At 44.0% G+C, this 24,985-nt stretch carries 15 protein-coding genes; all 15 read left to right on the forward strand.

What is annotated here, in order from left to right:
• The first annotated feature begins 31 nt into the window (after positions 1-31).
• Positions 32-1,459 (forward strand): NAD-dependent succinate-semialdehyde dehydrogenase, encoded by a 1,428-nt coding sequence (locus M9196_RS11540; RefSeq protein WP_250617697.1) that lies wholly within the window; start codon positions 32-34, stop codon positions 1,457-1,459.
• A gap of 13 nt (positions 1,460-1,472) precedes the next feature.
• On the forward strand, positions 1,473-2,747 hold the full coding sequence (gabT, locus tag M9196_RS11545; RefSeq protein ID WP_250617698.1) for a 4-aminobutyrate--2-oxoglutarate transaminase: 1,275 nt from the start codon (positions 1,473-1,475) through the stop codon (positions 2,745-2,747).
• 883 nt (positions 2,748-3,630) lie between these two features.
• The gene (locus M9196_RS11550; RefSeq protein WP_250617699.1) at positions 3,631-5,514 is read left to right on the forward strand and encodes a PTS mannitol transporter subunit IICBA; all 1,884 of its coding nucleotides are present in this window, start codon (positions 3,631-3,633) and stop codon (positions 5,512-5,514) included.
• 102 nt (positions 5,515-5,616) lie between these two features.
• A complete protein-coding gene (locus tag M9196_RS11555; protein WP_250617700.1) occupies positions 5,617-6,765 on the forward strand; it encodes a mannitol-1-phosphate 5-dehydrogenase in 1,149 nt (382 codons plus the stop codon).
• Between the two features lie 50 nt (positions 6,766-6,815).
• A complete protein-coding gene (locus tag M9196_RS11560; RefSeq protein ID WP_250617701.1) occupies positions 6,816-7,349 on the forward strand; it encodes an MltR family transcriptional regulator in 534 nt (177 codons plus the stop codon).
• Positions 7,350-7,827: 478 nt separating this feature from the next.
• A complete protein-coding gene (locus M9196_RS11565; protein ID WP_250617702.1) occupies positions 7,828-8,595 on the forward strand; it encodes a DeoR/GlpR family DNA-binding transcription regulator in 768 nt (255 codons plus the stop codon).
• Between the two features lie 72 nt (positions 8,596-8,667).
• Positions 8,668-10,500: a glutamine--fructose-6-phosphate transaminase (isomerizing) gene (gene glmS / locus M9196_RS11570; RefSeq protein WP_250617703.1), complete on the forward strand. Its 1,833-nt coding sequence runs from the start codon at positions 8,668-8,670 to the stop codon at positions 10,498-10,500.
• Between the two features lie 134 nt (positions 10,501-10,634).
• Positions 10,635-11,456 (forward strand): TnsA endonuclease N-terminal domain-containing protein, encoded by an 822-nt coding sequence (locus M9196_RS11575; protein WP_250617704.1) that lies wholly within the window; start codon positions 10,635-10,637, stop codon positions 11,454-11,456.
• Positions 11,446-13,527 (forward strand): Mu transposase C-terminal domain-containing protein, encoded by a 2,082-nt coding sequence (locus tag M9196_RS11580; RefSeq protein WP_250617705.1) that lies wholly within the window; start codon positions 11,446-11,448, stop codon positions 13,525-13,527. Before M9196_RS11575 ends, M9196_RS11580 begins: the two co-directional genes overlap by 11 nt.
• A complete protein-coding gene (locus M9196_RS11585) occupies positions 13,520-15,103 on the forward strand; it encodes an ATP-binding protein (protein ID WP_250617706.1) in 1,584 nt (527 codons plus the stop codon). Before M9196_RS11580 ends, M9196_RS11585 begins: the two co-directional genes overlap by 8 nt.
• Before the next feature lie 56 nt (positions 15,104-15,159).
• On the forward strand, positions 15,160-16,704 hold the full coding sequence (locus M9196_RS11590; protein WP_250617707.1) for a TnsD family Tn7-like transposition protein: 1,545 nt from the start codon (positions 15,160-15,162) through the stop codon (positions 16,702-16,704).
• 481 nt (positions 16,705-17,185) lie between these two features.
• Complete coding sequence (locus M9196_RS11595; protein ID WP_250617708.1) at positions 17,186-18,265, forward strand: hypothetical protein; 1,080 nt, start codon at positions 17,186-17,188, stop codon at positions 18,263-18,265.
• 96 nt (positions 18,266-18,361) lie between these two features.
• Positions 18,362-20,137: a type I restriction-modification system subunit M gene (locus tag M9196_RS11600; protein WP_250617709.1), complete on the forward strand. Its 1,776-nt coding sequence runs from the start codon at positions 18,362-18,364 to the stop codon at positions 20,135-20,137.
• Positions 20,134-21,306 (forward strand): restriction endonuclease subunit S, encoded by a 1,173-nt coding sequence (locus tag M9196_RS23625; protein WP_250617710.1) that lies wholly within the window; start codon positions 20,134-20,136, stop codon positions 21,304-21,306. Before M9196_RS11600 ends, M9196_RS23625 begins: the two co-directional genes overlap by 4 nt.
• Positions 21,307-21,345: 39 nt before the next feature.
• Positions 21,346-24,954, forward strand: coding sequence for a DEAD/DEAH box helicase family protein (locus tag M9196_RS11610; protein WP_250617711.1), 3,609 nt, complete (start codon positions 21,346-21,348; stop codon positions 24,952-24,954).
• Positions 24,955-24,985 lie beyond the last annotated feature (31 nt).

Genomic DNA, 24,985 nt, shown 5'->3' on the forward strand with positions numbered 1-24,985 from the left:
CCTAAGGAAGACGAGAAGAAGGTAAATCACCATGCAGCAAATACAAAATAAAAGCTTGCTCTCTTTTATGGCTTCTGCAGCTGAGCAGACGATTACTGTGACAAACCCAGCAACGGGAGAGCAAGTAGGTCAAGCGCCAGTATCGAATGAAGCGGCATTGATGGACAGCATTGAACGTGCCCATGTTGCTCAAAAAGAGTGGGCGAAACTGCCGGCTAAAACCCGTGCAGGTATGCTTAACCGCTGGTATCAATTGATCCTTGAAAATAAAGATGATTTGGCGCGTATTATGACGCTAGAGCAGGGAAAGCCATTAGCGGAAGCGGCAGGTGAAGTGTTATACGGCGCAAGCTTTATTGAATGGTTTGCAGAGGAAGCTAAGCGGACATACGGGGAATCGATCCCTGGTCCAACAGCAGATAAGCGCTTAGTCACGATTAAGCAACCCATTGGTGTGGCTTGTGCCATTACACCTTGGAATTTCCCTATTGCGATGATTACTCGTAAAGCAGGTCCGGCTCTGGCGGCGGGTTGCAGCTTTATCGTTAAGCCATCAGATTCGACGCCGCTATCGGCATTTGCCACGGTTGAGCTAGCGTATCAAGCGGGTATTCCCCGTGATGCATTGCAAGTCGTGTTGGGTGAGAGCTCGCGAAAAATAGGCGCGATTTTTACCTCTCATCCACTCATTCGTAAGTTATCGTTCACGGGGTCAACGCAAGTAGGCAGCGTATTGATGGCGCAAAGCGCGAAAGACATTAAACGTACCTCAATGGAGCTCGGTGGCAACGCCCCGTTTATTGTTTTTGATGATGCGGATATTGATGCGGCGGTGCAAGGAGCGATGGCATCGAAATTTAGAAACGCAGGACAGACGTGTGTTTGTGCCAACCGCTTTTACGTACATGACGCAGTGTACGATGAATTTGTCACTAAGTTTGATGCGGCTGTTCAACAGCTTACAATCGGCAACGGTTTGGATGAAGGGGTCAACATTGGTCCTGTCATCAGTGCGTCGGCGAAACAGGGGATTCAAGCGCTTATCGACCGTGCTATTGAGCAAGGTGCAAAACCGACGACAGAAATTAAGGCATTGGATGGGCTCTTTATGCAGCCGGTCGTGCTCAAAGATGTCACACATAATATGGACATCATCCAAGAAGAGATTTTTGGCCCTGTAGCCCCTGTGGTTCGCTTTAAAACAGACGAAGAGCTGATTGAAATGGCAAACGACACCATTTATGGGTTAGCGTCATATTTCTATAGTCAGAATATTCATCGAGTTTGGAAGGTTGCCGAAGCGCTAGAGTACGGCATGGTGGGTATTAACGAAGGCATTATATCAACAGAAGTTGCGCCATTTGGTGGCGTGAAACAATCGGGTATCGGACGTGAAGGCGCAAGACAAGGGATAGACGAATATATGGACGTCAAATACCTATGTTTTGGTGGCAATTAAGAAGGAATAAACAATGAAAAATCAACAACTACACCAAAGAAGAAGCCAAGTGATCGCTCAGGGCATGGGCGCACTCTATCCCCTTTACGTTGAGAAAGCCGATAATGCCTTTGTATGGGATGTTGACGGTAATAAGTACATCGATTTTGCGGCGGGTATTGCCGTGACTAACACCGGGCATTCTAATAAACGTATTTCGGAAGCCGTGAAAGCGCAGATTGATAACTTTTCTCATACTTGTGCCATGGTAACGCCTTACGAATCGTTTGTTGAGTTAGCAGAAAAGCTGACCGACATCGCACCAGGCGATACACCGAAGAAGGCTATTTTCCTAACAACGGGCGCTGAAGCGGTAGAAAATGCCGTAAAAGTGGCGCGCGCGCATACGGGGCGTAGTGGTATTATTGCCTTTAAAGGCGGATTCCATGGCCGTACTAATATGACGATGGGACTCACGGGTAAAGTGGCGCCTTATAAAGCGGGCTTTGGACCATTCCCGAACGAAATTTTCCATGCACCATATCCGAATGCTTATCATGGTATTTCAACCGAGCAGAGTATTCAGGCGATACACGATCTCTTTGCTTGCGACATTGAACCAAGCCGAGTGGCAGCCATCATTTTTGAGCCAGTACAGGGCGAAGGTGGCTTCTATCAAGCACCGGCAGAGTTTGCTCAGGCATTGCGCCAGTTATGTGATGAGCACGGTATTATGTTGATTGCCGATGAAATTCAAACCGGCTTTGCACGTACTGGTAAAATGTTCGCTACAGAATACTTGGGTATTGAACCTGACATGATGACAATGGCGAAAGGTATTGCTGGTGGATTCCCAATTTCTGCCGTAGTGGGTAAAGCGCAGATTATGGATTCAGCTTTACCGGGCGGCCTTGGTGGCACCTACGCGGGCTCTCCTCTTGGCTGTGTTGCGGGATTAGAAGTACTTAAGATTGTTGAAGAAGAGCAGCTTTGTGCGAAAGCTCAGGGCATTGGTGAAGTAGTTAATGCGCGCATCAACAAGCTAAAAGAAACCGTGCCTGCAATTGGTGAAGTCCGAACTATTGGCGCGATGATGGCGATAGAGTTTACTGATCCTTCGACTGGGCTTCCTGGTCAAGATATTACTAAGGCCGTGATTAGCAAGGCGCAAGAGAATGGGTTGATTCTGTTGTCTTGCGGAGTAAAAGCGAATGTGATTCGTTTATTGCCACCATTAACGATTGAGTCTGATGTACTAGCGGAAGGCTTAGATAAACTGGAAGCCATTATTCTGGAAGTTGCCAGATAGCGGGCATTCAAACCCGAGATTAAGGTGGACCCATCTTGAGCAACACGAAAGCAACGTATATCGCATGAGAACCATGATGTTGCGATAAAGCAAAGCCCCCTCGATTCGAGCCCGAGGGGGCTTTTTATATTGGAGAAAATGATTCATCAGTCGCTAGCTGAGTCATACCACCTTCAACTTCCTCTACCTCGGTCTTGAGATAAAACCATTGAAGTCGCTAGAAGTTGGAAATTATGGCTTTCCTTTAGACTGACGCATCTTTCCTATTTTAATAAACATACCAATATCGCTCTCGATGCCAAATAGCAACGCAGCATGTATTCACATCTTAATTCTTGTACGGCGCTAACAACGCTGCTAAATACTGCCCCCTCAAAAATTAGGCCATTAATGGTTAACCGCAACACTCTATTGGGTACTAATCCTATCGTCGAATAGAGGGTGCCATCACGGAGATTGAGATTGAAAGTAAGATTTCATTTATGTAATTTTATTACATAAAGAGGTGATATGGATGGTTATGTGACCAGTTTGAGGTTGAAAATAGAAACCTACCATTGGTTATTTTAGTGTGTCTTTTTTATTATGTGATGGATATCACTAACTAAAAATGAGTAATCTTGCTCTAATCTGTGATCCTTATCACTGGTTATTGATAATCATTATCAATAAAATGCAGTTGTAATTTATGGACGATGATTTGTTGTGACATTGATCACTCTTTATTTATCTACGCCGCTTTCTTAGGGTGACTTGTATCACATAAATTGCCAATTGGTCGATTTTTAGCAATCTTGTGTTACTTTTATATGGACTTTTGAAAAACACTTTTTGTCAATGAAGACACAATATCAGCGAATATTACAATAACGAGGACACCCTTATGTTATCTCCTGAAGCGAAAATCAAAGTGCAAAACTTTGGTCGTTTCCTCTCCAACATGGTGATGCCAAACATTGGCGCATTCATCGCTTGGGGATTGATTACGGCACTATTCATTCCAACTGGTTGGATCCCAAATGAGACATTGAGCTCAATGGTGGGTCCGATGATTACTTACATGCTACCGCTGCTGATCGGTTATACCGGTGGTAAAATGGTGGCGGGTGATCGCGGTGCAGTAGTTGGTGCGATTACCACAATGGGTGTTATCGTTGGTACCGACATCCCAATGTTTATGGGTGCGATGATCGTCGGCCCTCTAGGCGGTATCGCAATCAAGAAATTTGATGAAGCGGTAGACGGCAAAGTTAAGAGCGGTTTTGAGATGTTGGTGAACAACTTCTCGGCAGGTATCATTGGTATGATCTGTGCCATTCTTGCCTTTATCGTTGTTGGTCCAGCCGTAAAAATGCTGTCAACGGGTCTTGCTGCTGGCGTAAACTTCCTCGTTAACGCTGGTCTGTTGCCACTGACGTCAATTTTTGTAGAACCTGCGAAAATTCTGTTCCTAAATAATGCAATCAACCACGGCATATTCTCTCCACTGGGCATTCAACAGGCTGAAGAAACGGGTAAATCTATCTTCTTCCTTATTGAAGCAAACCCAGGTCCTGGTCTAGGTCTACTACTTGCTTATATGTTCTTTGGTAAAGGCAACGCTAAAGAATCTGCACCAGGTGCGGCAATCATTCATTTCTTCGGTGGTATTCACGAAATTTACTTCCCGTACGTGTTAATGAACCCTCGCCTTATTCTTGCTGTTATCGCCGGTGGTATGACGGGCGTATTCACTCTAACAATGTTCAACGCAGGTCTTGTTTCTCCAGCTTCCCCTGGTTCTATCTTTGCGGTTCTACTGATGACACCAAAGGCATCGTTTATTGGTGTGATTTTGTCTGTTATCGCTTCAGCGGTTGTGTCTTTCCTAGTTGCTGCGCTTCTGATGAAGACACAAAGCAGCAATGAAAGTGAAGAAGATTCTTTGGAGAAAGCGGCAAGCCAGATGAAAGGCATGAAAGCGGCTTCAAAAGGTCAGGCTGGTGGTGAACTCAATCTTGCCGAAGTACGAAAAATTATCGTAGCGTGTGATGCAGGTATGGGCTCAAGTGCCATGGGTGCGAGCTTGTTGCGTAAAAAAGTGGAGGCAGCAAACCTAGACATTTCAGTGACGAATCTAGCAATCAACAGCCTGCCTCAAGATGCAGATATTGTCATTACACATAAAGACCTAACCGACCGTGCACGTAAACATGCAGAAACGGCTCATCACATTTCGCTGAACAACTTCCTAGATAGTGCATTGTACGATGGCCTAGTGAGTGACCTTAGTGAGGCGCAACAAGCAAAAAAGTCTGAAGCACCAGTAAACACAAGCTCTAGCAATGATGGAACGCTAAAGCTTTCAGATGAAAATATCTTCCTAGGCATGGAACCTAAGTCCAAAGAAGAGGTGATCAAGTTTGCTGGTGAGCAACTCGTTAAGCTTGGTTATGTTGAACCACAATACGTCGCTGGAATGCTAGCTCGTGAAGAATTGGTATCAACGTACTTAGGCGAGTCGATTGCCGTACCTCATGGAACGATTGAAGCCAAACAGTTTGTGAAACAAACGGGTATTGTGTTCTGTCAATTCCCAGAAGGTGTTCAATGGGGTGAAGACGAAGATGACGTTGCTAAGATGGTGATTGGTATTGCCGCTCAGGGTGACGAGCATATCCAAGTGATTACCGCAATCACCAACTCATTGGATGATGAAGAAGCGGTAGAGCTATTGAAATCAACCACTGATGCCACGGATGTTCTTCGTATTTTAAACGGTAAATAGGGTTATTTATCGCTCCTAAGTGAAAGAGGCCAACACCCCCGTGTTGGTCTCATTTTGATTTTATCTTTTTCTTTTTATTCGTATTTATTTAGGAAACATCTTATGAAAGCTCTCCATTTTGGCGCAGGTAATATCGGTCGTGGTTTCATTGGTAAACTTCTAGCCGACGCAGGTATCCATGTTACGTTTGCAGACGTGAACGAAACAGTGGTCAATGCGCTTATTGAGCGTCAATCATTTCCGGTAAAAATTGTTGGCGAGGACTGCGTTGTTGAGACAGTAACAAATGTCACGGCGATTAACTCAACCAGCAGTGATGTGATTGATCTGATTGCGGACGTCGATATGGTGACGACCGCGGTTGGTCCTACAGTCTTGAAGATTATTTCCAAGTCGGTAGCACAGGGCATTGAAAAGCGAATTGCTGTGGGTAACACCTCGCCGCTAAATATTATTGCTTGTGAGAACATGGTACGTGGTACTAGTCAGCTGAAAGAAATGGTATTTGAGCACCTTTCGACGGAAGCTCAGCAATTTGCTTCGCAGCATATAGGTTTTGTAGACTCAGCTGTCGATCGTATTGTCCCACCAGCGGAAGCGGGTGAAACCGACCCACTTGCGGTCACAGTGGAAACGTTTAGTGAGTGGATCGTTGATCAAACTCAGTTTGTTGGTGAGATTCCATCCATTAAGGGGATGGAGTGCACGGATAATTTAATGGCCTTTGTTGAGCGTAAATTGTTTACCCTCAATACCGGACATCTAATAACCGCGTATCTTGGGGTACTTGCGGGCCATGAAACGATTAAAGAATCGATTGAAGATGCTGCTATTCTTGCGGACGTAACCGCAGCGATGCAAGAAAGTGGTGAAGTGCTGATTCGTCGATATGGATTTGATAAAGAAGCCCATGCGGCGTACATTCAAAAAATTCTTGGTCGTTTCGCTAATCCATATTTACGTGATGAAGTTGACCGTGTAGGACGTCAGCCTATCCGTAAGTTGAGCCCACAAGATCGTTTGATTAAGCCGCTGAACGGAACATTAGAGTACAACTTGCCAAATAGTCACTTGCTAAAAGGTATCGCCGCTGCGTTTCTTTATCAGAACGCTGATGACCCTCAAGCGGTGGAATTACAAGCAATGTTCGCAGAACAAGGGTTTGATAAGACATTAGCCCACTATTCAGAGCTGAATGTTGACGCCGAAGTTGTTACACTTGCCCACCAAGCGTATCTCGCGCTAAAATGATGCAAGTAACGAGTGCCACTTCTGTGGCACCGTTCGTTTTAAGAGAATTTATGCCGTTACATCCACCTAACGAAACCGAACTATTAGAAGCGTTGTCTGAAGCGAAAGATGCGAGTGAGTGTCTGATGGCGGCTTACGATGCCATAGACGATACCCTTGATGCGCTAATCAACAGTATTTTTCATAAAGATGATTACGCTGTGAAGTATGTGGTTGACCCACTGTTGAGCGGAGATGGTCCGTTAGGTAACATTCTAGTTCGAGCTAAACTGTTGCTAGGATTGGGCGTTATTTCAAAAGAAGTGTACGATGATATCGATATCTTTGTTACGCTTCGAGAGTGGACTAAGATTCAGGACAATAACGTTAACTTCACGGAAGTTGATGTTATCTTTGAGCTAAATAAAGTCACCGCCATTCAGAAAATGATGCCGATTGAATATGACGCCAAGATGGCGGAAGGGATGGATCCCGTGATGCTGAAAATGTATCTTGAACGTCACTATCAGCGGGTCAAGTCAACGCTAATCCTTGCCATTACCGAGCTGGTAAGTACGCTGTGTCGGGATAATCCTCTATTATAGCCTTGGCTCTTTAAACAACGCGTCTACTCATATCTATTTGCATACAAAGAATGGCGGTTTATATCAACCGCTATTCTTTGTTCCACCTACCGTTTTATCATGTTACGGCGTGCTTCCTTCTTTCTTGAACTCGTTAATTTCTTCTTGATCTCGTGAACTTCATCATCGCCTCTAAAATTAAAGCCTACTTTCAAGTCACGCTTTCGTGCCTTCTATTCGTATCATTATGAGTAACATTTTTTTCTCTTGGCCGTGTCTCTTGACTGTGTTTCTTTCAGCGGGGTTGGATCGCCGAAAACCTAACCTAATCACAACTAATACAAGCCACATGTTTCGTTTCGTAATTGAGATTAAATCGACTATTTGTAATTAAAGTGAGACTTTATCAGATAAATAGCCGTTTATTACTATGCGAGTTTGCCAATTATCTTCCGTTGTGAAATAATCAATTCAGTTAATAAGTTTTGAAGTGAAACTAATGCGAAAGCGAAACACGCAAGTAAGGCGCCATTCAATCGCACAGCTTGTCAAAGAAAAAGGGCAGGTCAGTGTAGAAGAGCTGTCTGCGCTATTTGATACCTCAGAAGTTACGATTCGAAAGGATCTCACTTCTTTGGAGAATAATGGTCAGCTCCTGAGACGGTACGGTGGAGCAGTAGCGCTGCCACAAGAAGCGGTTGATGAAGTGCTTAATCATTCTTTTGAAGATATTGCGGATAAAGAAGGCATTGCTAAAGCTGCCGTTGACTTGATTAGAGATCACAACCGTATCGTTATTGATTGCGGCAGTACCACTGGTGCATTGGTGTCTTGCTTAGGGAGTAAGAAGGGGCTCGTTATTATGACGAACTCACTGGCGCTAGCCAATGCCGTCAATGAACTAGAAAACGAATCAACATTATTGATGACCGGGGGAACCTGGGACAGTCATTCAGATTCATTTCAAGGCAAAGTGGCGGAGTCGGTACTACGATCGTATGACTTTGATCAATTGTTCATTGGTGCAGATGGCGTGGACCTGACTCGTGGAACCACCACATTTAATGAGTTGACTGGATTGAGCAATGTGATGGCGGAAGTCGCGCGAGAAGTCATTGTCATGATTGAGTCTGAAAAGATTGGTCGAAAGATACCTAACTTAGAGCTTGCGTGGGATGCCATTGATGTCTTAGTCACAGACAGTGGCCTATCACTTCAACAAAAACAACAAATCGAATCTAATGGCGTGAAGGTAATCTGCGCCTAAATCAAATTTACCCTCCTAGCTAATGACTTGCTTGCATTCATAGGAGGAAAAGATAATAAATGGAGAAATACTATGTGTGGAATCGTAGGTGCGGTAGCGCAACGTGATGTCGCTGAAATTTTGGTTGAAGGTCTTCGTCGCCTTGAGTATCGCGGCTATGACTCAGCGGGTGTTGCTGTAGTCAACGAAAGCTCAGAACTGACGCGTGTGCGTCGTTTAGGTAAAGTTCAGGAGCTTTCTGATGCTGTAAGTGCACAAGATGTGATTGGTGGTACAGGTATCGCTCATACACGTTGGGCAACACATGGTGAACCTTCAGAAGCGAATGCGCATCCACACGTATCAGGTGATATTGCGGTCGTGCACAACGGTATTATTGAAAACCATGAAGAACTACGTAGTGTGCTGCAAGAGCGTGGCTATGTGTTTCAATCTCAAACGGATACTGAAGTTATCGCTCACCTTGTTGAGTGGGAGCGCCGTACGTCTGATACGTTAGTTGAAGCTTTGCAAAAAACCGCTGCTCAACTGGATGGTGCATACGGCACTGTTGTTGTTGATCGTAAAGACCCAAGCCGCATTGTTGCTGCACGTTCAGGTAGCCCAATTGTTATTGGTTTCGGTGTTGGTGAAAACTTCCTTGCTTCAGACCAACTGGCGCTACTGAGTGTAACTCGTCGTTTCATGTACCTTGAAGAAGGCGATGTCGCTGAGATCACTCGCCGTGAGGTAAAAGTACTGGACGTTGACGGACAGCCAGTTGAGCGTGAGATCACAGAATCAAACGCTGAACACGACGCCGGTGATAAAGGTAAATATCGCCACTTTATGCAAAAAGAGATCTTCGAACAGCCAGCGGCTCTTATTAGCACAATGGAAGGTCGTTTGACTGACAAAGCGGTCGTCACGGAAAGCATTGGTATCAATGCCGTTGATATTCTGAAGAAAGTTGAACATGTTCAAATCATCGCATGTGGCACTTCGTACAACTCTGGCATGGCAGCTCGTTATTGGTTTGAGTCTATTGCTGGTGTAAGTTGTGACGTAGAGATTGCTTCTGAATTCCGCTACCGTGACTTTGTGGTTCGTCCAAATAGCTTGTTGGTTACGTTATCTCAGTCAGGCGAAACCGCAGATACACTTGCTGCGCTTCGCCTTGCGAAGGAAAAAGGTTACATGGGTGCTATGACCATTTGTAACGTCGCAGGCTCATCGCTAGTTCGTGAATCTGATTTTGCCTTCATGACACGTGCAGGAACAGAGATTGGCGTCGCATCAACAAAAGCATTTACCACCCAATTGGCAGCGATGCTTATGATGGTTGTGTCTATTGGCCGTTTGCAAGGTCGCATGACTGCAGAGCGTGAAGAAGAAATTGTGAAGTCACTGCATTCGCTTCCTGCTCATATCGAAAAAGCCCTCGCATTTGATAAAGAAATCGAAGCACTGGCTCCTGATTTTGCAGACAAGCACCACACCTTATTCCTTGGTCGCGGTGAGTTCTACCCAATTGCAATGGAAGCGTCTCTGAAACTGAAAGAGATTTCCTACATTCACGCTGAAGCCTATGCAGCCGGTGAACTAAAACATGGCCCGTTAGCGTTGATTGATGCTGATATGCCAGTAGTTGTGGTTGCTCCGACGAATGAGCTTCTCGAGAAACTAAAATCGAATATCGAAGAAGTGCGAGCACGTGGCGGCTTACTGTATGTCTTCGCCGATGAAAAAGCGGGCTTCGAAGGGGATGAAAATATGAAGATCATCAAGATGCCTCATGTTGATGACATCATCGCTCCTATCTATTACACCGTACCAATGCAGCTGTTGTCTTACCATGTAGCACTAATTAAAGGCACCGATGTTGACCAACCTCGTAACCTTGCGAAAGCGGTAACGGTGGAATAGGCACGTCGTCTTTAGACACATGGGTGTCGGAAGACAATAAAGTTTGATCAGTTACAATAAAGACTGATCATATACAATAAAGATTGATTGTTTTTTAACCTCCTGCTAAGTTTAGCTTAGTCGGAGGTTTTTTTATGTCAGATGCAGATAAGCCACTCAATAAGAAAGACCAAAAGCGTTTAGATGAAAAACGAGGCGAAGGGACGGGAAAGGACTATGTTCCTTTCATTAAAGTCGGAGAGTTCAGCAGCTCTGGCGAAAGCGTTCGTGTTAAAAGTGCCACTGTTGGCCGAGTTCATCACTTTTTCTCTGGAAATGAGCTTGCCGCATTTTTGGTGTTCGATTGGTGTGAAGAGGTCATCGACATTCGAGAGCAGTTTCCTATTCCTCTTGCTGACTCTTTGATTATTTGCCGCCAGCTAGGTATTCGCCACCCTCAAGAAAAGGGCGTGCTTAAAATAGTGACAACGGACTTACTCATCGATTTTTCCGATGGTTCCCAGTTAGCGATCCCCGTGAAACCCGCCGTAAAGCTTGATGACAAACGCATTGTCGAAAAGCTTCAAATAGAGAAAGCGTACTGGGAAGCAATAAAAGTACCCTGTCCCATTTTTACCGATCAAGAAGTCTCCAACGAACTCAAAATGAACCTGAAGTGGATAAAACCACTTATCGATATAGATACTGGAGTCGAATACCCATTCTCCAAGCAAGATGTCATTGATCTTGCTGCTAGACTCGCGAAGCAACCCAAAGCTTATGTAGCCCGACATTGTGCAAAATTGGATGATCAATATCAATTAGAGGAAGGCACTCATATCGGAATATTTCGCTATGGTATCGCCAATCAATATTTAAAAGCATCACTTGAAGCTCCGTTTACTGAGTGGAAGTGCGAAGATGTCGAATTCTTAATTAGTGGTAATAGAGATTTGGAGGTCGGCAATGCTTCTTAATCAAGTCTATCAATACACAGATTCAACCGAGCGAATACGTGTGGTGTACGAAACGTTAGAGTTCATCTGGTTGATCAGTATCGATGATGAATCGGCTTGGCCCATACTTATGCCAACCTCTGAGTTGCATGAGCTGATCGCAGCACAAACGATAGAGTGCATCAGTGAACCTTTTACTTTCTCTCATGTTGATCTCGACGGTGCACAAGCTCTCAAGCGAGATGAAGCCTATACGCTGCTTAAAATTCTACTAACAGACCACAGTGAATTATTTGATAAGTCGTCGCGCAACCGTCTAATTAGAAACGCAGTTGAAGTGACAGGAAAACCTCGGATTTACTTGATTCGTCAACTTCGTCGATATTGGCAAAGAGGGATGACGCCAAATGCATTACTGCCTGATTATCATAAGTCTGGCGGGAAAGGTAAATCTAGGCGTGACGTGGGCAATAAGCTCGGGCGGAAGCGAACAACTGCTGGGGGAGTAGGTGCAATCATTACCGATGATGTCGCAGAAATTTTCAGTCTAGCAATTGATGGCTTCTTTATTCAAAACGATAAGTTCTCTATCAAAGACGCCAAAGATAAAGCAATTGGCTTGTATAAATCTCGATATCCCGACTCTGATAAGACTTCCATTCCGACTCTTCGCCAATTTCGCTATTTTTATGAATCTAACTACAAGAAGCATGATGTAGTAAGACTAAGAACACCATCCAAAGCATACGACAAGGATATTCGAGCGCTAACAAGCACATCAGCCTTTATGAATATCGGACCAGGGGGGCGATATGAGATTGATGCAACGATTGCGGATCTCTATTTAGTGTCTGAGAAAGATCCGAATAAAATCATTGGCAGGCCAGTGGTTTACGTGGTTAAAGATGTATTTAGTCGTATGGTTACAGGGCTGTACGTTGGTTTGGAAAATCCATCATGGGTTGCGGCGATGATGGCCATGTCTAACGCCTTTCTTGATAAAACAGAGTATTGCCGGAGCTATGGAATAGAAATCGATTCTAGTATGTGGCCCTCTATTGGTATTCCTGCGTCTATCATGGCGGATAAAGGTGAGCTTTTGCATAGGCAAGCTGACGTCCTTGTTAATGCATTTAACATTCAATTGAGTAACTCGCGCTCCTACAGAGGGGATGATAAAGGCGGTGTGGAGCGCTATTTCAATACTCTTCAAACAAAATTCAGACCTTATGTCGGTGGTATTGTCGAGCCAGTAAACGGTAAGAAACGCTTGGGACGCAGATATGAGCTAGACGCAGAATTAACCTTGCCTGCATTCACTGAGACAGTGATTCACATCATTATCAACTACAACACTAGGCACGTAGTTAAAGATTATGATTTTGCCGAAGATATGCCTGATGACTTACCCGCAGTCCCAATTCAGCTTTGGAACTGGGGAATCAAAAATCGCACCGGTAAATTGAGAGCATGCAGTAAAGAGATGGTTGAGGTGAACTTGTTACCCACTGAAAAAGGAACAGTATCGGAGGTCGGTATTGGTTTCAAAGGGCTGAAATACACTTGCCGTGAAGCGATGGCTGAAGGTTGGTTTGACCGATTTAAGCATACAAGGCCAAAGAAAGTTGAAGTGGCTTTTGACCCGCGTCGAACCGATGTTGTTTATCTGAGGCCCGATAACAGCTATCAATCCTATTGGATATGTGAGCTTTCAGATCGTAGCCGTCGATACAAAGGAATGAGTTTCGTGGATGCTGCGGGTATTCTCAAGTCTTCTAAAGTTGCAGAGGCTTCAGCGAATCAAGATAAGGATTTTGAGGCTCCTGACCTACAGGAAACGATGGAGAGTATCGCTAAACGAGAGCGTGACAAAAAGGCAAATACGCCTAAATTGACGGACTCACAAAGATTGGCCGGAATTAAGGGTAATCGAGATGAAGAGAGGGAATTGGAGCGAGACAATACCTCAGTTAATCTCAAGCCTGAGTCGGTGCAAAGTAGTGCTGAAGTCATTGATATTCAAACGGGGCACAATTCAGAAAGCATTGAATACCCGTCACTGGATGATTTTCTAGGAGATGCCGATGATTAAGATTCATCATGCGGAATACGTAGCAGCTGAAATTGAAGATTATCGAGATCAGCCTTTGATCAATGCGCTACCTTTATTGAACTCACCTCAGAATACGGCCAAAGAATTAAATCGTTATCCTAAAGTGCGAGATTCGGAAAAAACCTTACCTGGATATATCCGTCGCCATGCGATGATGCGAATACTTGATGGCTTTTTATACCCGACAAAAGCTCACCTACAACTGGAACAGATGATTTCTGGGATGATTCGTCGAGGATATCTTGGTCGAAACATCGCATCAACTGACTATCAGCGTAACCTTTTAGATGTCGACAATGTCGACTTTTCTGTGGCATCAAGAAATGCGGGTAGCGCAGCGTTGGCAACGACTGTCATTGGTTGCTCTGGAACAGGTAAAACTACCGCGGTACAAGCGATCTTAGATTCATATAAGCATCAGGCCATCTATCATCCAGAATATCAGCATACACAGTTGGTATGGCTAAAGATTGATTGCCCTCATGATGGTTCGGCAAAGAGCCTATGTATTCACTTTTTTCGAGCGGTAGACGATGCGATTGGAAGCGACTACGAAATGCTCTACGTTAAGTCGAGATCATCGGCAGAGTCTATGTTGGGTGATATAGCCAGAGTATGCGCCCTTCATTCTATTGGTATCTTGGTCATAGATGAAATCCAACATCTCAATGCAGCGCGCTCCGGTGGTGCGGCCAAATTACTTAATTTCTTCGTTACGCTCACTAACGTAATCAAAGTGCCAGTGTTGTTTATCGGTACTCCAAAAGCTCTTGAACTTTTTTCTCCTACGCTAAGGTCTGCTCGGCGTGCTGCTCAGTTTGGTAGTTTAAATTGGAATCGATTTGATCATCTATCAAATACAACTGACGAAAGTGAATGGGATCGCTTTTTCAATAGAATGTGGAAATTGCAGTGGTTTCAATCACCAACCCCGGCGACTACACCTATGAAAGAGTTATTTTGGGAGCTCACCCAAGGTGTTGCTCATGTGGTTGTTTCATTGTTCTATCTTTGCCAAGCAAGAGCGGTAGTTGCAGGAAAGGAAGCGATTACACTCAAGTTAGTTAAGGATGTGTTTAATGAAGAGTTGTCGATCATTCATCCGATGATAAGAGCGCTCCAAAGCGGCCGAAAAGAAGAAATCATCAAGTATGCTGACTTGGATCTACCTGCCGATACAATCCGTATCATTGGGCAAATTGGTGACAAACAGTTAAGTGAGGCGGAAGATGTGGGGGAGATATCTACTGATAAATTCGTTGAGTTAACTGATATGCTAATTCGCATGGGATTAGGTGATGATGTCGCTAAGTTAGTTGCGCAGCAAGCTATCGATGAAAAACCTCATGAAGATTTGTTTGGGTTGGTTGCTCATATAAAATCACTAGAAGATAAGCCAGTGACCAAAAATAAATCCACAAAATCCAAGGTCACCAAATTAGAACCCAATTATATTGATAACGATCTTCGTCTTCTTAGAAGTGATGAACCGATGTCGACTTACCGTCACTTGAAAAATGAGGGGCTGATCTTAGATATTACCCCTTACTTATGATCTAGGGTGCTCTCAACCATATTTAACTACGATTACTGTACAGGTTAGGATTAATTATGTTGACTCACTTTCCAATAGCGCAACGAGATGAAATGCTGACGAGCGTCCTCGCTCGGTTCATTCAGCAGATGGGCGTCAAAGATGATAAGGTCGCACTAGACATTTTGTTTGGTAATAGAAAGATTGTACCTTCCCCTTTTTTGCAAGGACATCTAGGTCAACTGATTGAACATGTGGGTAACGTCTGGTGTTATTCCCCCAGTAAAATCATAGAGCAGCATACCCACCTTCCATTGTTTAGGCTTTTTCTTTCAAATCAGCGCTATAGCACACTAGAAACTGATTTACTCCACTCTAGTGCAAACTCAAGTGTAACAAGAGCAGGCATTCCAGCTTCATTGGTTCAATGGCCATTGAATTATAAGATTTGTCCTCAATGTAGGCAATCGCAGCTTACTACTCTTGGTTTTACATATTGGCAAAGATTGTTTCAATCTCCGGGCGTGATGGCTTGTCCTAAACATCGGTGCGCTCTGATTGATACACATCTACCTATTAGTTCACCTCATCGTCACCGTTTAGTCGGGAGTCATAGTTATCAAGATGCACAACAGTTAACTGAGTGTGCTAATACAAATGAATTAAAATTAGCCGAAATGGTTGAATGGCTATTTAATTCTGAACAGAGCTATGTGTCACCGGAACAATGGACTCAGTATTACCAGAACCTTGCGAGAGAACAAGGGTTTATGAAGGGCGCGAGAATTGATCATAAAGGTATTGCTAGTTTGGTGAGAAATGTTTGGTCTGACAGATGGATGCAGCAACAAGGTATACAGATTTATAAAGAAAACACGTGGCTCACGGCGATGTTTAGAAAACACAGACGAATGTTCAGTTATTTGCAGCATTTTGTAGTATGGCTTTCTTTAGGTAGAGAATCGGTTAGTGTGGCTGAAGAGGTTTACAGGGCGAGCAAGCTTTCTACAGTGGACTCACCTAGGCCTTTAATAATGAATATAAACAATCAAAAAAATAGAGATGCGCGAAGATCAAAGTGGCTGATGTTGCTGCGAAAATATCCAAGAACATATTCGCTCAAACAGCTTCGAGATACTGTTCTTGGGGCACGACTATACTCCTGGTTGTATCGTTATGACCGAGATTGGCTTAATTCTCATAAGCCTCCGCCAATCAAAAATTATAAAAACAAACGAGTGGACTGGCATGTTCGAGACCTTGAATTAGTTAAGAAACTCATCGCTATAAAGAATATAACAGAAGAAAACCTATACGATGTGCGTCACTCGAAATCATGGTTTTCAACGAGAATCGGGTGTAAGAGTCTGTTGGAGAAAAAAATACATAACTTACCCCTATGTCGTTTGTTTTTTGATCGATATAGCGAATCTGTAGAAGAGTATCAAACAAGAAGGCTAAGTCGTGTTATGGTTCAACTTATTGATGATAAAGATATTTTAAGGCCTGTGTGTGAGATTGAACGACTTGCTGGACTCAGCCGTACGCGTAGCAGGAAACCTGCACGGGAAATTCTCCGACTGGACATCCCAGCCTGGCAGAGAGCTGAGGTACTTTCCTGAAAATGTCCCGTTAATAAACATTGGAAGTATCCATACCAAGCGCGTTCTCAATAACAAAGTCCGGCCTTATATAAACGTTCAGTTTTCAGGCTTCCCAAAAAGTCGTATTCCGGCGGAACTGATACCAATGTTGGTTGTGAACTCTCACTACTCAAACAAAGAGCGTACCGTTCCGCATAAACGTGAAATCATCGACATGAAAATATCAGATAATTTTCAAAGATCCTCTTCAAGCCAATCGCATTCAATCATTTTAAGGGAGGGGAACTTAAAGGCTGTTGTCCCTTGTATAGAGCTCGCTCGAGCACTCTTTTTACACAATGTACATCTAACACGCACAGCTCTAAGGCCAAACGGGCTACTAGGGATGGCGGTTGTGGATGACACTGGAAAAGAGTGTTTTATCCGTTTCAACAGGTCATCGGATTACCCCTTAAAGAATTTGAACTCAAAGGATGCATGCAAACACTTGAGGTGGTTGTTGCTTAACCCTGAGGCAACAAGAAGTTTCAGCAGTATTTATAACAAGTTACAACAAGATGAAAACACGGAGTGGAACTTTAACTTTGAACCACCGCCACTTAAAAATTGGCGATTTAAGCTTGCTGGTGAGTATGATGAAAGTGACCCAATGTTGTTCCATGTCGAAGAAATCAAGACAGTTTACTCGTCGAGTTTTAACTATGGAAAAAAAGTCTCGATATACCATCCCAAAAAAGTCGATGTTATTCCTGTTGAGCCAAGTAACGGCAAGCGCCCAGAAATTAACCGGACAGACCCAAATTCGCAGTTGGACTTTGAAGCTACGCCAGGTAGTCATAGAAAAAGGGATGTTTTCAGTGAAGAAGGCTTCCGATTTGTCTGTGACTCTGAAGATGATGTGACAGTTTTCCCAGGAAAAACACTATCGAGGGTAGCGCCCAACCTTAACACCACAGAAGAACCAAAACCTGATACCTCTGGAGTTGGTCATGGAACAGCAAACGGATCGGCGCAAGAGCTAGACTGGGCGATCAATCGCAGTGATTGTGATGATCCAACTAATCCCGAGGCACCAAAGGAAGTCGCTCCCACAGGTAACTTTCAACTTTTTGAAAAGGTTATCAAGAAGCTCATGAAGCTTCCTGATTATGAACACAAAGGTACACAGTGCTTGGCGATGCCAAAGCCAGACAACGCCTCTCTGATATTCAAGAACAAGCTCACTCAGGAGGCTCGAACCTTTCACTGTGCCTATTTCTATTACCGGCAAACCCCTCTTGTGATCATTGAGGTAGATATTAGCGATATTAACGACAAACATAGTCTGGGCTCTAGATTATTTGGGTTTTCTGAAAGTGGCAAAGATGGGCTGGCTCACGTAATGAAAGCCTGCTCCGAGAAAGGCGTTCGATGGGATGCCAAAGCAAACGAAGAGCATTGTTCAGTAGTGGTTGAAATTAAGCACCCTTCTAGAACTAAAAAAGTCGATGGTGAAACGGTTTTGAGAACCGAAAGTGAGTATGAAACCGCGTGGATAGAAGCTCTTGATAGAGCTGTTAAGAGAGCATTGACACAATAACCAAGGAAAGTAAGTGTTTAAGCAAAGGTGATGCAGTAAAATAAAAGCAATATAGGCCAAGCTATTTGGCTACAGTTTTACTTAAAGAGAACCACCATGCTAACAGGCAAAATTCGTAATCAGATCGACCAAGTTTGGGAAATGTTTTGGACCGGCGGTGTCGCTAACCCAATCTCTGTGATCGAGCAGATCTCCTACCTACTATTTATCCGTCGTTTAGATGAACTGCAAAAGACCGCTGAGCGCCGCAGCCAAGCAACACGTCAACCGCTAAATAACCCAACCTTCTCGCCTGAAGAGCAAGCCCTTCGTTGGAGTAGTTTCAAAGACAAAGATCCAGATGTGATGATGGAAATCGTTCGTGATCGCGTCTTTCCTAAAATCAAAACGCTGCAAAATGAAGGTAGCTTTGCTGAACACATGAAAGATGCGATTTTCATGATCCCGTCAGCCAAGCTATTAGATCAGGTCGTACAGCTACTAAGCGATATCGACATGAACGATAAAGACACCAAAGGCGATCTGTACGAGTACCTGTTGAGTAAGCTGCAACAATCGGGCGTAAATGGTCAGTTCCGAACTCCGCGTAATATCATTGAGATGATGGTAGAGCTAATACAGCCAAAAGTGGGTGACACCATTTGTGATCCATCATCAGGCACGTGTGGTTTCTTAATGGGCGCATTGGAATATGTTGAAAAGCACCATGTAAAAGAGATTATCAAGCCAGATAACCGTAGGCACTTCAACACCAGTATGTTTACTGGGTACGATTTCGATAAACACATGTTACGCATTGGTGCGATGAACATGCTGCTGCACGGGATTGAAAACCCAAGTGTCCACTATCGTGACAGCCTAAGAGACATGGGTGATGACAACATCTCTGAAGCCTTTAGCCTGATATTGGCCAACCCGCCGTTCAAAGGCTCCGTTGATTTCGACATTATTGCCCCTGATCTACTTCGTGCGCTCGGCAAAACGCCGCTCAAAAAGACGGCAGCACCTAAATACAAAACAGAGACAGATAAAGACGGCAACGAAATTCAAGTTGAAGTAAAAAAGAAAGGCCCAACCGAAAAGTCCGAATTGCTGTTTTTGGCCTTGATTCTTCGCATGCTCAAAGCAGGTGGCCGCGCGGCGGTGATTATTCCGGATGGTGTTCTATTTGGTTCAACCAAGGCGCATAAAACCATCCGTAAAAAGATTGTTGAAGAACAGAAGTTAGAAGCAGTGATTTCACTACCCTCAGGAGTGTTTAAACCTTACGCTGGGGTGAGCACTGCCATTCTTATTTTCACCAAGACCAACAGTGGCGGCACAGACAACGTTTGGTTTTACGACATGCAGGCCGACGGTTACTCATTAGATGATAAGCGCAGTCGGTTATTCAAAGAGGGTGAAAAGCCAACCCACGAACAGAGCAATATTGCCGATATCATCGAGCGCTTCCAGACTCTTACCGATGATAAAGGCATTGTGAACGCCGATAGTCCAGAGTTTAAGCGTAAGAAAAGTGAACAGAGCTTTATGGTGTCACTGGCCGATCTAAAGGCTGATCAGGTAGTCGAGAAATTGTCTGATTTGCGTGCCCGTGATGAACAAGCTGCGAAAGAAGCAGAGCAAAAAGCAATAGACGAAGGCAAGAAGCCAAAGAAATACAAAGAGAAAACCTACACAAGCTTCACTGGAGAAGATGGTGAAGAGTATGTGTTAACTCAAGAGAGTGCCTACGATCTAAGCATCAACCGCTACAAAGAAGTGGTTTACGAGGAAGTGCAATACGACTCGCCAAAAGAGATATTAGGGCGAATTAAAACCCTGCAAGAGAAGATGGCAAAAGGTGTAGCTGAGTTGGAGAAATTGCTGTGAGTTGGTCCAGTGTAGCATTATCAACTCTTGTTGATATAAAAGGGGGAGGTACTCCCAGCAAAGCCAATCCTGAGTACTGGAATGGTTCTATTCCTTGGGCCTCGGTAAAAGATTTTAAAAGTTCGGATCTCAATAGTGCTAGTGATTACATAACTCAAGAAGGTATTGATAACTCAGCTACATCTCTCATTCCTAGTGGGAACTTGATAGTACCCACTCGAATGGCTCTGGGTAAAGTAGCCATAAATAGTGTTGATATTGCAATCAATCAAGATCTTAAAGCACTTATAATTAAAGATGAATCTGTAGTTGATACTGAGTATTTGTTCCGATGTATTCAATCAAAATCAGAAGAGATTGTTCGTCAGGGTAAAGGTGCTACTGTTAAAGGAATAACCGTTGATGTATTGAAGAATCTACAAATCCCACTTCCCCCACTAGAAACCCAAAAGCAAATCGCCACGGTGCTAGAAAAATCCGACCAACTGCGTAAAGACTGCCAGCAAATGGAGCAAGAGCTAAGCAACCTCGCTCAGTCGGTGTTTATTGATATGTTTGGTGACCCGGTGACGAACCCGAAGGGGTGGGAGATGAAAGCACTCTCAGAGCTAGCAAGCATCGTTACTGGAAACACACCATCAAGAGCAAAGCCCGAATATTACGGTTCTGATATTGAGTGGATTAAATCTGGCAATATTAATACTCCTTTAGATTACCTTACTGTCGCAGAAGAATACTTATCAGAAGATGGAAAGAAAGCCGGAAGAGTAGTTCAATCCGGTTCAGTATTAATGACATGTATTGCAGGAAGTCCTGATTGCATTGGTAACATCGCTATAGCTGATAGAGAGGTAGCGTTTAATCAACAAATTAATGCGCTAGTACCGATGGACAAAAAACTGGACACAGAGTTTTTATACGTCCTTTTAAAAGTAGCCAAAAAGATTATTCAGTCCGCCTCAACTAATTCTATGAAAGGGATGATAAGTAAAAGTAAACTTGAATCTATTCAACTTCCTTTTCCTAGCTATGCAGAACAATGTGACTTTTCGACAATCTACAAGAAGCTACAAAAAGAGGTCAAAAAGCAAAACGAACAAGTGGTTGAAACTGAGTTAATGTTTGATGCTCTGATGCAAAAAGCCTTTAAAGGCGAGCTAAACCTATAACGAATATTAAAAAGAACAATGATGTAAAAAGGAAATTCAATGTCAGATACGGTTAACGGTTCAACGAGCAACTTCGGCTTTATGGATGTTGCCCTTAACGGTGGTAGCGATGTATACACCACGCGTTGCGCCGAGATTCAAACTCGTGCCAAAAATGCGGAAAGCAATATCAAAGCCGATCCGCGTATTGCCGGTTTCTATGCTCGTAATGCATTGGAGTTAATGGTTGAAACCGTATTTGATATCGATAACTGGCTAGCCCGTCCTCGCCACGATGCAACTTTAATGTCGCTCATTCATGACAAGGGCTTTAAGCAAAACCTCACCACCAATCTATTTCCTAAGCTAAAACTGGTGATCAAGGTGGGCAACGAGGCGGTACACAGTAAAACCACACTGCCACAGCGTGATGCTTTGCAAGCCGTGAAAGAGCTGCACCATGTGCTTTATTGGTTTATTCGTACCTATACACCAGATTTGAATCGTAGTCAGTTTCTAGTTCAGCCATTTGACGAAACCTTAATCCCTCAGCAAGTGGTTATTGATGCAACAGTGGCGACCAAAGCGCTAAGCAGTATCAAAAGGGTTCAAGAGCTAGAGAAGCAGCTAGAGCAAGAAGACAAAGTTGAGCGTGAAGCTTACCTCAAGCAGCTAAAAGAAAACGAAGCGCTTAAAGCTGCCAATCAAGCCTTACTTGAGCAGATTAAGCAAGCCAAGCAAAGTGCGAAAAAAGTTACGGATACGCACAACTATAATGAGGCAGAAACTCGAACTTATCTTATCGATGTACTTCTACACGAAGCAGGTTGGAAACTCGAGCATAAGCGAGACCGTGAGTATCCGGTAACAGGCATGCCTATTTCAAAAAGTGCACCCAATGGAGGCGGAAAAGTCGATTATGTGCTGTGGGGCGATGACGGCACTGCCCTTGCCGTTGTTGAAGCGAAAAAACCTGGGCGACCTGCGGAGGATGGACAACAACAAGCGAAACTTTACGCTGACTGTTTAGAAAAACAATGTGGTGTGCGCCCCGTTATTTTCTACTCCAATGGTTATGAGACGCATCTGTGGGATGACTATTTTTACCCGCCACGCCAAGTTCAAGGCTTTTATACCAAAGCCGAGCTTGAGCTTATGGTGAAACGTCGTAACGACCGCAAACCTTTCTTTGAAAAAAGTGGTATGCCTAACAGCAATCTTGTTATTAACAACGAGATCACCAACCGCCACTATCAAAAGTCAGCCATCACCAAACTATTGCAGGACTTTGGGCTAGAAAATGAGCGTAAAGGACTATTCGTTATGGCGACAGGTACGGGGAAAACTCGTACCGTGATTAGTCTTGTCGACCTGCTGGTGAAAAACGATTGGGTTAAGAACATCCTGTTCCTTGCCGACCGTAATGCGCTGCTCACGCAAGCCAAGAAGAACTTCGTCAAGCTACTTCCTCGTGTAAGCTGCTCTATTTTGGATTCAGGTCAGAGTAAGAATAACATCGACAGTCGTTTGTATTTCTCGACGTATCCAACCATGAAGAACTTACTAGACAGAGGTGCGGATGAACGCCCGTTTGGTGTCGGTCATTTCGATTTGATTGTGGTCGATGAGGCGCACCGTTCTGTTTACTCGAAATACCGTCAAATCTTCGAGTATTTTGATGGCTTCTTGGTGGGGTTAACAGCTACACCAAAGGATGAAGTTGAAAAAGATACTTATGGCATTTTTGACCTGCAAAAAGGGATGCCAACCTACGCTTATGAAGACGACAAAGCGTATGACCAAGGCTACCTCGTACCACCAACTAAGATTTCTGTGGCAACCAAGTTTTTACGTGAAGGCGTTAAGTACAAAGACTTACCACCTGAAGAGCAAGAAGAGTGGGAAAACAAAGCTGAACTCGAAGATCGAGATGAAGTATTGCCATCTGAGGTCAACAAATTCTTATTTAACGAGGACACTGCCGAGAAGATGTTTGCTCAGTTGATGAGTAAAGACGAACGTGGCGGTATCCACGTTGAAGGTGGTGATGTTATCGGTAAAACCATTATCTTTGCAGCCAACAATGATCACGCGGTTTTCCTTGAGAAAATGTTCAATAAGAACTATCCCAAGTGGGCTGGTAAGTTGGCGCGAGTGATCACCTTCAAAGAGACTTATGCACAAAGTCTTATCGATGAGTTCAGCGGCGACGAAAACAAGATTGACGAATTCGACCCTAAGAACCCTACATGTCGCATTGCAATCTCCGTAGACATGCTCGATACCGGTATTGATGTGCCAGAAGTCGTGAACCTTGTTTTCTTTAAAGTCGTTCGCTCAAAAGTGAAATTCACCCAGATGATTGGACGTGGAACACGTTTGTGTAAAGACCTGTTTGGTCCGAATGATGACAAGAAGACATTTAAGGTTTTCGATTATTGTCAAAACTTTGAGTATTTCGATGCGAACCCTGAAGGTATTGCGGTCGGAGTGGCGAAACCAGTGACTCAACAGGTATTCGAGAAGCGCGTCCTACTCAGTACATTGCTTAACAGCAAGTTGAATAATGAAGAGTTCAGAGAGCAAAGCCCAGAAGACTGCGAGCGCTATTCTGAGCTAAATCGTTACCAACTGGATATGTTGCACCACATTGTCAGTGGGATGAATCTCGATAACGTTATTGTAAGACCTAAGCGTCGAGCGATAGAGCCATTTTTAGAGCGTGAGCATTGGGATAACATTGATGACGCTAAGTTTACTGAGCTAGAGAGTCAGATCTCAGAACTACCGACGGAAGCAAACGCTTTTAACTCTGATGAGCAGCTTAACCATCTATCACACCGCTTTGACAGCCTTGTGCTGACCATGCAGTTAGACCTTTTAGAAAAAGGTATGATTTCTGAGACGAGCCGAGGTCGTGTAGTAGAGTTCGCTGAGCAGCTAGAAGCCAAATCAACTATTCCAGCAGTACAAGCGCAACTACAACTGATTCAGGACATCCAGACCCAAGAGTTTTGGCAAGATATCCACTTAGTCACTCTAGAAGAGATACGACGTAAGTTGCGAAATCTGATGTTTGCTTTGGACAAAGATAAAAAAGAGATGGTGTACACCAACTTCGAAGACGAGGTTCAAGGTGTCCATGACGTGACAAACGTATACAAGAATCCAAGCGTTGATTTAGCACAGTACCGTAAGAAGATTGAGCTCTATATTCAAGACCACCAAGATCAATTAACCATCCAAAAGCTAAAGCGTAATAAAGCCATTACCCAAGCGGACTTGGATGTTTTAGAAGGCTTGTTACTGGAAGCTAGCGGTATGAGTGATGTGGAAACGTATCGCGAAAAAATCCTACAAGAGAAGCCTTTAGGTACGTTTATTCGCGAGCTTGTCGGCTTAGACATGAATGCAGCAAAAGAAGCATTCAGTAGTTTCCTTGATGAAGAGGCGTATAACGCCGAGCAAATTCAGTTCGTCGATCAAGTGATTGACTACCTCGTTAGCAACGGCATCTTAGATATGTCGCAACTCTTCGAGCCACCATTTACTGACAACCACGGCGAAAGCGCCTACGGCTTCTTCGATGAAGGCACCGTCGTGGAGCTGTTTGGAGTGATTCGCAAGGTGAATGCGAATGCAGTGGTTGAAGAGAGTAAGAGTGCTTAGGGCTTGATTCTCAATCAAGATTAAATTTAGT

Origin of the sequence: Vibrio methylphosphonaticus (genome assembly GCF_023634655.1) — a bacterium.
Taxonomy (GTDB): Bacteria; Pseudomonadota; Gammaproteobacteria; order Enterobacterales; family Vibrionaceae; genus Vibrio; species Vibrio methylphosphonaticus.

Excerpts from the sequence above, each read along its gene's own strand:
- gabT (WP_250617698.1), top strand. The coding sequence starts at position 1,473 with ATGAAAAATCAACAACTACACCAAAGAAGAAGCCAAGTGATCGCTCAG.
- M9196_RS11540 (WP_250617697.1), top strand. The coding sequence starts at position 32 with ATGCAGCAAATACAAAATAAAAGCTTGCTCTCTTTTATGGCTTCTGCA.
- M9196_RS11585 (WP_250617706.1), top strand. The coding sequence starts at position 13,520 with ATGATTAAGATTCATCATGCGGAATACGTAGCAGCTGAAATTGAAGAT.
- M9196_RS11555 (WP_250617700.1), top strand. The coding sequence starts at position 5,617 with ATGAAAGCTCTCCATTTTGGCGCAGGTAATATCGGTCGTGGTTTCATT.
- M9196_RS11560 (WP_250617701.1), top strand. The coding sequence starts at position 6,816 with ATGCCGTTACATCCACCTAACGAAACCGAACTATTAGAAGCGTTGTCT.
- glmS (WP_250617703.1), top strand. The coding sequence starts at position 8,668 with ATGTGTGGAATCGTAGGTGCGGTAGCGCAACGTGATGTCGCTGAAATT.
- M9196_RS11575 (WP_250617704.1), top strand. The coding sequence starts at position 10,635 with ATGTCAGATGCAGATAAGCCACTCAATAAGAAAGACCAAAAGCGTTTA.
- M9196_RS11550 (WP_250617699.1), top strand. The coding sequence starts at position 3,631 with ATGTTATCTCCTGAAGCGAAAATCAAAGTGCAAAACTTTGGTCGTTTC.
- M9196_RS11580 (WP_250617705.1), top strand. The coding sequence starts at position 11,446 with ATGCTTCTTAATCAAGTCTATCAATACACAGATTCAACCGAGCGAATA.
- M9196_RS11565 (WP_250617702.1), top strand. The coding sequence starts at position 7,828 with ATGCGAAAGCGAAACACGCAAGTAAGGCGCCATTCAATCGCACAGCTT.
- M9196_RS11600 (WP_250617709.1), top strand. The coding sequence starts at position 18,362 with ATGCTAACAGGCAAAATTCGTAATCAGATCGACCAAGTTTGGGAAATG.
- M9196_RS11590 (WP_250617707.1), top strand. The coding sequence starts at position 15,160 with ATGTTGACTCACTTTCCAATAGCGCAACGAGATGAAATGCTGACGAGC.
- M9196_RS11610 (WP_250617711.1), top strand. The coding sequence starts at position 21,346 with ATGTCAGATACGGTTAACGGTTCAACGAGCAACTTCGGCTTTATGGAT.